The sequence below is a fragment of the Streptomyces sp. NPDC051940 genome (assembly GCF_040680895.1).
In the GTDB taxonomy this organism is placed as follows: Bacteria; Actinomycetota; Actinomycetes; order Streptomycetales; family Streptomycetaceae; genus Streptomyces.
The window spans coordinates 1-10028 of sequence record NZ_JBFAXR010000076.1 but is presented as its reverse complement, the minus strand read 5'-3'; the positions used below and the strand labels follow the sequence as shown (position 1 = coordinate 10028).

The following is a 10028-nucleotide window of genomic DNA, read 5'->3' as shown; positions in this document are numbered from 1 at the left end:
GTCGGATGCGGGCCGCCGGGGCCCGCTACGCCAGGCCGAGTTCGTTGTCGATGAAGGCGAGGACGTCGTCGGCGGATGCCTTCTCGAGCTGGTCGCCGAGACCGGCGCCGTCCTCTGCGGGCGTCGTGGTGAGCCGAGTGAGCAGGCCCTGCAGCCGGGTGGTGATCCGGGTGGCGGCGATCTCGTCGGCGTCGAGCTTCCCGGCCGCCTCCTCGAGCCGGTCGAGCACGGCGAGCACGGGCAGTTCGCCGGCCTCTCCGTCCTCGCAGATCTCCGACCACAGCCAGTCCGCCAGCTCGGCGGGGCTGGGGTGGTCGTAGACCATGCTGGTGGGGAGGGTGCGGCCGGTGGCGCCGGCGAGCTTGGTGCGCAGGTCGACGGCCGCGACGGAGTCGAAGCCGAGGTCGGTGAAGCCGCGGCCGGACGGCACGTCGGCGGGTCCGTCGTAGCCGAGGAGCGTGGCGACGTGCGTGCACACCAGGTCCAGCAGGGCGGCGCGCTGTTCGGGCGCGGGCAGCGGGGCGAGCCTCGCGCCCAGGTCCTCGCCTGCCGCCGCGCCGGCCGGCTGGTCCGCGGCGTCCAGGACGGCGCGGGCCTCGGGGAGGTCGGCCAGCAGCGGGCGGCGGCGGGCGAGGGTGTACGTGGGGGCGAAGCGCTCCCAGTCGAACTCGGCGACCACGGCGTGGGCGTCGCTGCCGGCGAGTATGCGGACCAGGGAGAGGTTCGCCAGCCGCGGGGCCATGGCGGGGGCGCCGATGCGCTTCATGAAGGCGGCGAGTTCGGCGTCGACCATGCCGCTGTCCCAGGAGCCCCAGGCGATGGCGACGGCGGCGAGGCCGCGGGCGCGGCGCCGGCGGGCCAGGCCGTCGAGGTAGGCGTTGGCGCTGCCGTACGCGGCCTGTCCGGCGCTGCCCCAGACGGCGGAGCCGGAGGAGAACAGCACGAACGCGTCCAGCGGTGTGTCGTGGAGCAGCTCGTCGAGGTGCCGGGCGCCGAGGGTCTTGGCGGCGGCGACGCCGGCGAACTCCTCCAGGGTGAGCTCGCCGGGCGGGGCGATGCGCTGCGGCAGCCCGGCCGCGTGGACGACGGCGGTGAGGTCGGGGTGGGCGGCGAGCAGGTCGCGTACGGCGTCGCGGTCGGCGATGTCGCAGGCCGCGAGGGTGACCTTGGTGCCGGACCGCTGCAGCTCGGCGGCGAGTTCGGCCGCCCCGGGGGCGTCCGGGCCGCGCCGTCCGGCGAGCACGAGGTGGTCCGCGCCGGCGCCGGCCAGGGTACGGGCGACGTGGGCGCCGAGACCGCCGGTGCCGCCGGTGATCAGGACGGTGCCGCGCGGCTGCCAGGGCTGGTCGGGGTCGGGGCGGGCGGGGCGGGTGAGCCGGCGGGCGTGGATGCCGGTGGTCCGTACGGCCACCTGGTCCTCGCCGGTGGTGCCGGCGAGGGTGTCGCAGACGCGGCGCGCGGCGCGGTCGTCGAGCGAGGCGGGCAGGTCGACGAGTCCGCCGAAGGTGTCGGGCAGGTCGAGGGCGAGCCCGGTGCCGAGTCCCCAGACGGCGCTCTGCTCGGGGCTGACGGCGGCGGCGTCGGACGCGTCCACGGAGACGGCTCCGCTGGTGGCGAGCCACAGCGGCGCGGTGATCTCCCGGTCGCCGAGGGCCTGGACCAGCGCGAGGTTCGCGGCGAGGCCGCGGGACACGGCGGGCTGGCCGGCGTGCGGTTCCTCGTCGAGTGCGAGCAGGGACAGCACGCCGAAGGGCGGCTCGTCCGGCAGCAGCGCGGCGATCGCCGTGCGGTCGGTGGCGTCCGTCTCCACCAGCTCCGGCAGCGCACCGCGTTCGGCGAGGGAGGCGGCCAGCGCGTCGGCGGGGTCCCGGTGGCCGGGGGGATACAGCAGCAGCCAGTCCCCCGGTACGGGCGCGGGCTCCGGGTCGGCGACCGTGGCCCAGCCGAGGCGGTAGCGCAGGGCGTCGGCCTCGGCGGCCTCGCGGCGGCCGGAGTGCCAGGCGGCCAGCTCGGGCAGCACGGTGGCGAGGGCGTCGCGGTCGGCGCCCATGCGCTCGGCGAGGGCGGCGCTGTCCAGGCGGCGCACCGCGTCCCAGAACTCCCCCTCGCCGGGGACGGTCTCCGCCGCGGGGGCGGGCTCGTCGGCGGGCGACGCCCAGTAGGTGCGGCGCTGGAAGGCGTACGTGGGCAGGTCGGTGCGGCGGGCGCCGGTGCCCGCGAAGAACGCCTGCCAGTCGACGCGTACACCGCGGGCGTGGGTGAGCGCCACGGCGGCGGTCAGCTCGTGCTCCTCGGGGCGGCTGCGGCGCAGCGCGGCGACGAAGACGGGGTCCTCGGTGGTCACGCAGTCGGGGCCGAGCGGGGTGAGGGCCGCGTCGGGGCCGAGTTCGAGGAACGTGCCCACACCGTCCGCCTCCAGCCGGCGTACCGCCTCGTGGAAGCGGACGGGTTCGCGGACGTGGCGCACCCAATGCTCGGGGTCGGCCAGCTCTGCTCCGGCGTGGTCGCCGGTGAGCATGGAGACGACCGGCACGGCGGGTGTGCCGTAGGTGAGCGAGGCGGCCACGGCGCGGAACTCGTCGAGCATCGGCTCCATCAGCGGCGAGTGGAAGGCGTGCGAGACCGCCAGCTCCTTGGTCTTGCGGCCCAGCTCGCGGAAGTGGGCGGCGACGGCGCTGACGGCCGCCGCGGTGCCGGAGACCACCACGGCCTGCGGCCCGTTGAGGGCGGCGATGCCGAGTTCTCCGGTGAGCAGCGGCAGGACCTCGTCCTCGGACGCCTGCAGCGCGGCCATGGCGCCGCCGGGCGGCAAGGCCTGCATCAGCCGGCCGCGGGCGGCGACGAGACGGGCCGCGTCGGGGAGGCTGAGGACGCCGCTGACATGGGCGGCGGTGATCTCGCCGATGGAGTGCCCGGCGACGTAGCCGGGGGTGAGCCCCCAGGAGGCGAGCAGCCGGTACAGGGCGGTCTCCACCGCGAACAGCGCCGGCTGGGCGAACTCGGTGCGATCCAGCAGCTCGCGGTCCTCGCCCCACATCACCTGCCGCAGCGAGAATTCGAGATGCGGGTCCAGCGCGGCCACGGCCTCGTCCAGTGCCGAGGCGAACACGGGGTGCGCGGCGGCGAGTTCCCGTCCCATGCCCAGGCGCTGCGCGCCCTGCCCGGTGAAGAGGACCGCGGCCGGGGCGTCCGGGCGGGCCACTCCGGTCGCGGGCGGCAGGGTCCCGGCGGCGAGCGCGTGGAGGGCGCGTACCGCGTCCGCGGTGTCGGCGGCGACCACGACCGCCCGGTGGTCCAGGGCGGCCCTGGTGGTGGCCAGGGAGTGGCCGACGTCCGTGAGGGACGGGCCGGGGCCGGACTCCAGCAGCGCGGCGAGCCGTGCGGCCTGCGCGGGCAGCGCCTCGGCGGTACGGGCGGACAGCGCCAGCGGTACGGCGGAGAGCGTGCGCCCGGCGGACTCCTCGGCCGGGGCCGTCTCGTCCTCGGGCGCCTGCTCGATGATGACGTGCGCGTTGGTGCCGCTCAGCCCGAACGACGACACCCCGGCGCGGCGCGGGCGGCCCCGCTCCGGCCAGTCGACGCGCTCGGTGAGCAGTTCGATGTCCCCGGCGCTCCAGTCCACCTTCGGGCTGGGTTCGTCCAGGTGCAGGGTGGGCGGCAGGACGCCGTGGCGTATCGCCTCCACCATCTTGATCACCCCGCCGACGCCGGCGGCGGCCTGGGAGTGCCCGATGTTGGACTTGAACGAGCCGAGCAGCAGCGGCTCCCCGGCCGGCCGGCCCTGCCCGTAGGTGGCGAGCAGCGCCTGCGCCTCGATCGGGTCGCCGAGCACGGTGCCGGTGCCGTGCGCCTCGACGGCGTCGACCTCGGCGGCGGTGAGCCGGGCGGCGGTCAGGGCCTGGCGGATGACGCGCTGCTGGGAGGGGCCGTTGGGGGCGGTGAGCCCGTTGGAGGCACCGTCCTGGTTGAGCGCGGAGCCGCGTACGACGGCGAGGACGGGGTGCCCGTTGCGGCGGGCGTCGGAGAGCCGCTCGACGAGGAGCAGTCCGGCGCCCTCGGACCAGGTGGTGCCGTCGGCGGCGGCGGCGAAGGACTTGCAGCGGCCGTCGGGGGCGAGGCCGCGGTCCTGGCTGAAGCCGATGAAGGAGACGGGCGAGGCCATCACGGTGACACCGCCGGCGAGGGCGAGGGAGCAGTCGCCGTCGCGTACGGCCTGCACGGCGAGGTGCAGCGCGACGAGGGAGGAGGAGCAGGCGGTGTCCACGGTGACCGCGGGGCCCTCCAGGCCCAGCGTGTAGGAGATCCGTCCGGAGGCGACGCTGGCCAGTCCGCCGGTGCCGCCGTCGCCCGGGTAGTCGTGGTAGACGACGCCCGCGTACACGCCCGTGCGGCTGCCCTTCAGGGAGTGCGGGTCGATGCCGCCGCGCTCCAGGGTCTCCCAGGCGAGCTCCAGCAGCAGCCGCTGCTGCGGGTCGGTGCCGCGCGCCTCGCGCGGGCTGAGCTTGAAGAAGTCCGCGTCGAACTCCCCGGCGTCGTGCAGGAAGCCGCCCTCGCGGCAGTATGTCTTGCCGGGGGTGCCCGGCTGCGGGTCGTACAGCTCCTCGTTGCGCCAGCCGCGGCCCTCGGGGAAGAGGGACACGGCGTCGGTGCCGCTGTCGACGAGCCGCCACAGGTCCTCGGGGGTGCGCACGCCGCCCGGGAAGCGGCAGCTCATGGCGACGATCGCCACGGGCTCGTGCTGCCGCTCCTCGGCCTCCCGCAGCCGCAGCCTGGTGCGCTGGAGTTCGGCGGTGGCGCGCTTGAGGTAGTCGCGGAGTTTGCCGTCGCTGCTCGGGGCGGTGCTGCTCGGGGCGGTGTCCTTGCTCATGGGTTCGGGACCTTCGGGTCGGGGCCGGTGGCGGCCGGGAGGCTGGTCACGCAGCCCCCTGGGAGCCGCCGAGTTCGCCGTCGAGGACGTCGAACAGTTCGTCGTCGGTGACCGTGTCGAAGTCGGTGAGCACGGTCTCGGTGCCGGTCGGTTCGTCGTCGGCGGGGTGGGTGTCGCGCCAGCGGCGCAGCATCGCCTCGAGCCGCTGGGTGATCGGGTCGAGCCGGTCGCCGAACTGCTGCTCGGCGGTGCCGTCGGCCGGGAAGGCGGCCAGCATCCGGTCGAGGCGGTCGAGTTCGGCGAGGGTCGCGGCGGTGACGTCGTCGGCCGCGGACCGGATGCGCTCGTCGAGGAAGGCGGCGGCCTCCCGCGGGGTCGGGTAGTCGAAGATGAGCGTGGCGGGCAGCGGGCAGCCGGTCGCGGTGGAGAGCCGGCGGCGCAGTTCGACGGCGGCGAGCGAGTCGAAGCCCATGTCCCGGAACGCCAGGTCGGCTTCGACGACGGCCGTGGTGGCGTGGCCGAGAACGGCCGCCACATGGGTGCGGACCAGGGCCAGCAGGGTGCGCTGCCGCTCCTCGGGGGTACGTCCGGACAGCGACACCCGCAGCGCCGCCGCGTCGTCGTCGCCGCCCGCGGCGCCGGGCCCGCCGGGTACGCCGCCCCGCACCAGGGAGCGCAGCAGCGCCGGCGCGTCGTCGGGGCGTTCGCGCAGCGCGGCCCGGTCCAGCCGGCGGGCCAGCAGCGAGGGCACGCCGGCGCGCAGCGCGTCGTCGAAGAGCGTGAGCACCTCGCCGGCGGTCATCGTCGCCGGGGCGTCCTCCGCGTCCTCGGCGGTCCCCCAGGGTCCGAGCGCCACGGCCACGGCGGGCAGCCGCTCGGCGGACCGCTGGGCGATCAGCCCGTGCACGGCGCCGGCCACGCAGGCCGCGGCGGGGCTGCCGGGGCCGGGCAGATACCCGGCGGTGCCGGTGACGGCGACGAACGCGGCGAGGCCCGCGCCCCGGGTGAGGTTGTGCAGATGGCGCAGCGGTGCCACGGCGTCGCGTACCGCCTGGGCGGGCTCGCCGGACTCCGGGGCGTGCCCGACGACGTGCAGGACGGCGGTGAGGCGCTGTTCGGCGGGGATGCCGGTGAGGAGGGCGGCCACCGCGTTCCGGTCGGCGAGGTCGGTCTTCTCGTGCCGGAACTTCACACCCAGGGCGGCCAGTTCGGCGCCGAGTTCCGCGGTGGACTCCCCGGCGAGGACCAGCCGCCGCACGCCGTGCCCGGCGGCGAGGTGCCGGGCGAGCAGGGCCACGGTGGCGGCGGCGTCGCCGGAGGTGGTGATCAGCACGGTGCCGCCGGAGAGTTCGGGCCGCTGGACGGCCGGGGCGGCGGCGGTCAGGCGCGGCAGCAGCACCGTACCCTCCTGCACGGCCGCCTCGGGCTCGCCGGTCGCCAGCGCCACGGGCACCGCGGAGCGGGACTCGGGGCTGCCGTCGACTTCCAGCAGCGTGAACAGCCCCGGGTGGGCGGCCTGCGCGGCGCGCACCAGGCCCTGGACGGCCGGGTCGGCGGTGAGCACGGCCAGCCGCGGCGGTTCGCCGTCCCGCTCCAGGTGCGCCAGCACGGCCTGCTGCACCAGGTCCACGGCCGTCGCGGTGTCGGACGGCGGCGGGCTGAGCAGCAGCACCCCGGCGTCCGGGGTGTCCGCGGCGGCGGGCAGCTCCAGGCCGTACGGGTCGGAGTCGCCGAGCAGGGCGAGCGTCGGCAGGGTCGCGGAGGACGGGGCGGCGGGGACGAGCTGGGGGCGCAGCAGTTCACCGGAGTGCAGGGTGGACAGCTGCTCGGCGGTGACGGGGCGGCTCTCGACCGAGAGCGCGTTCGCCACGAGATTGCCGTCGGTGTCGGTCACGGTCAGCGCCCGGCCTTCGGTTCCGGCCGGCGACTGGTGGATGAGGACCGCGGTGGCCCCGCCCCGGTGCACGGTCAGTCCGCGCCACCGGGACTGCTGCAGCGGAACGGTGCCGGAGCCGGTGAACAGCTGCAGCTGCAGCGCCGCGTCGAGCAGCGCGGGATGCACCAGGAAGCCGTCGGCGCCGGTGCCCTCGGGCAGGGCGGCCTCGGCGAACAGCTCGTCGCCGCGCCGCCAGGCCGCCTTCAGCACCCGGAACGCCTCGCTCTGCCGGTGCCCGCGCGCCAGCAGCCGCTCGCGTACGCCGCCGAGCGCGACCGGCTCGGCGCCGGGCGGCGGCCACTGGGCGTCGTCGTCGGGCGCGGGGGCGGGCACGTCCTCGGCCTCGGCCAGTACGCCGGTGGCGCAGCGCGTCCACACGGCGCCGGGGACGTCGCGGCGGGCGTGGACGGTCAGTTCGCGGCTGCCGTCGGCGGCGGCCGGTTCGGCGACCGCGCGCAGGGTGAGGGAGCCGCGCTCGGGCAGTACCAGCGGCTGCTCGACGGTCAGTTCGGCGACCACGGGGCAGCCGCAGCGCTCGCCGGCCAGCGCGGCCAGCTCGGCGAGGCCCGCGCCGGGCAGCACGGGTGCGGCGAGCACCTCCTGCCCGGCCAGCCAGTCCGCCTCGGTGAGCGTGATCCGGCCGGTGAACACCAGCGGGGCGTCGTCGGGCGCGGGCACCACGGCGCGCAGCACCGGGTGGCTGACGGCCGCGACGCCGATGGCCGACGGGTCGCCGGCCGCGCCGGCGGGCTCGGCCCAGTACCGCTCGCGCTGGAAGGCGTAGGTGGGCAGGTCGATCCGCCGGGCGCCGCTGCCGGCGTAGAACGCCCGCCAGCCGACGGCCGATCCGCTCGCGTGCAGCTGGGCCAGCGCGCCGGTGAACGCCTGCGCCTCGGGCCGGTCCTTGCGCTGGAACGGCACGAGGACCGTCTCGTCGGAGCGCAGCGACTGCTCGGCGAGCGCCGCCAGCACCCCGTCGGGGCCGATCTCCGCGAAGCCGCGTACGCCGTCGTCCTCCAGCCGCTGTACGGCGGCGGCGAAGCGGACCGGTTCGCGGATCTGCCGCACCCAGTAGCCGGGGTCGGCCCAGTCGGCGCCGGCTGAGGCGCCGGTGACGGTGGAGACCGCCGCAATGCGTGGCGGGTTGAAGGCGAGCCGCGCGGCCACCGCAGCGAACTCCTCGAGCATCGGCTCCATCAGCGGCGAGTGGAACGCGTGCGACACCGCGAGCCGGGTCGCCTTGCGCCCCTGGGCTTTGAAGTGCTCGCCGATCGCCAGGGCTTCGGCCTCGTCCCCGGAGACGACCACGGAGGCCGGGCTGTTGACGGCCGCCAGCGAGACGGTGTCCGTCAGCAGGGGCCGTATCTCGTCCTCACTCGCCTGTACGGCGACCATCGCCCCGCCCGGTGGCAGGGCCTGCATCAGCCGCCCGCGGGCGGCCACCAGCTTCGCGGCGTCCGCCAGCGACAGCACCTCGGCGACGTGCGCCGCGGCGAGCTCGCCGATGGAGTGCCCGACGAGCACATCCGGCCGTACGCCCAGGGAGCGGACCAGCCGGTGGAGTGCCACCTCGAACGCGAACAGCGCCGGCTGGGCCTGGCCGGTGGCGTCCAGTGCCTGCGCATCGGTCCCCCACATCACGTCACGCAGCGGCCGCGTGAGTTCGTGCTCGAACTCGGCCGCCACCTCGTCGAACGCCTCGGCGAACACGGGGAACGCGGCGTGCAGTCCGCGGCCCATGCCGAGCCGCTGCGCGCCCTGCCCCGTGAACAGGAAGGCCGTACGGCCGGCGCGCCGCCCCGTGCCGCGCAGCACGGAGGCGTCGGCGCGGCCCTGGGCCACGGCGGTGAGCCCGGCGAGCAGCTGCTCCCGGTCCGTGCCCACCACGCACGCGCGGTGGCTGAGCACGGAGCGCGTCACCGCGAGCGAGTAGCCGACGTCGGCCGGCTCGTGCTGTCCGGCGAGGGGCAGCAGCCGGCGCGCCTGGGCGGCCAGCGCCTCGGGCGTACGGCCGGACAGCAGCCACGGCACGGCGGGGGGCGGGTTCCGCCGCTCGTCGGAAGCGGGTGTCTCCCTGTCCGCGGCGGGCGGCTGCTCGATGATGACGTGCGCGTTGGTGCCGCTGATCCCGAAACCGGAGACGGCGGCCCGCCGCGGCCGGTCCCCGGTCTGCGGCCAGGGCCGCTCCCCGGTCAGCAGCTCGACGCGCCCCGACTCCCAGTCCACCTGGTCGGAGGGCTTGTCGACGTGCAGCGTGCGCGGCAGTACGCCGTGCCGCAGCGCCATCACGGTCTTGATGATCCCGGCGGCGCCGGCCGCGGCCTGGGTGTGCCCCATGTTCGACTTGACGGATCCCAGCCACAGCGGCTCGCCGCCCGCCGGCCGCTCCTGGCCGTACGTCTCCAGCAGCGCCTGCGCCTCGATCGGGTCGCCGAGCGTGGTGCCGGTGCCGTGGGCCTCGACGGCGTCCACGTCGGCGGCGGTGAGGCCGGCGTCCGCCAGCGCCGCGCGGATCACCCGCTGCTGCGCGGGCCCGTTGGGGGCGGTCAGCCCGTTGGAGGCGCCGTCCTGGTTCAGGGCCGAGCCGCTGATGACGGCCAGTACGGGGTGGTTGTTGGCGCGGGCGTCCGACAGCCGCTCCAGCAGCAGGACGCCAGCGCCCTCGGAGATGCCGACGCCGTCGGCGGACGCCGCGAAGGACTTGCAGCGGCCGTCGGGGGCGAGGCCGCGCTGCGTGCTGAAGTAGACCAGCATCTCCGGCGTGGACATCACCGTCACCCCGCCGGCCAGCGCCAGCGAGCACTCGCCGGTGCGCAGCGCCTGGGCCGCCAGGTGGACCGCTACGAGGGAGGAGGAACACGCGGTGTCCACGCTGACGGCCGGTCCCTCCAGGCCCAGGGTGTACGCGACACGGCCGGAGACCACGCTGCCGCCGCTGGTGCTGCCGGGCTCCCGGCCGAGGGCGTAGTCGTGGTACATCACCCCGGCGAACACCCCGGTGTCGCTGCCCTTCAGCGACACGGGATCGATCCCGGCGCGCTCGCAGGCCTCCCACGACACCTCCAGCAGCAGCCGCTGCTGGGGGTCCATGACCAGCGCCTCGTTGGGCGAGATGCCGAAGAACGCGGCGTCGAAGTCGGCGGCGTCGTGCAGGAACCCGCCCTCGCGGCCGTAGGTCCGGCCCGGGGTGCCCGGCTCCGGGTGGTACACGTCCGGGTCCCAGCC

The 10028-nt window shown here is 76.4% G+C and carries 2 protein-coding genes; both read right to left on the bottom strand.

Annotated features, from left to right (window positions below):
* Positions 1 to 25: 25 nt before the first annotated feature.
* Entirely contained in the window at positions 26 to 4867 is a 4842-nt protein-coding gene (locus AB0M28_RS25840; protein WP_365409531.1) for a type I polyketide synthase, read from the bottom strand.
* Between the two features lie 46 nt (positions 4868 to 4913).
* On the bottom strand, positions 4914 to 10028 hold a 5115-nt coding region (locus AB0M28_RS25835), incomplete at its 5' end, for a beta-ketoacyl synthase N-terminal-like domain-containing protein (RefSeq protein ID WP_365409528.1).

Bases quoted from the DNA above. Each gene is read 5' to 3' on its own strand.
- AB0M28_RS25840 (WP_365409531.1), bottom strand. From the start codon at position 4,867: ATGAGCAAGGACACCGCCCCGAGCAGCACCGCCCCGAGCAGCGACGGC.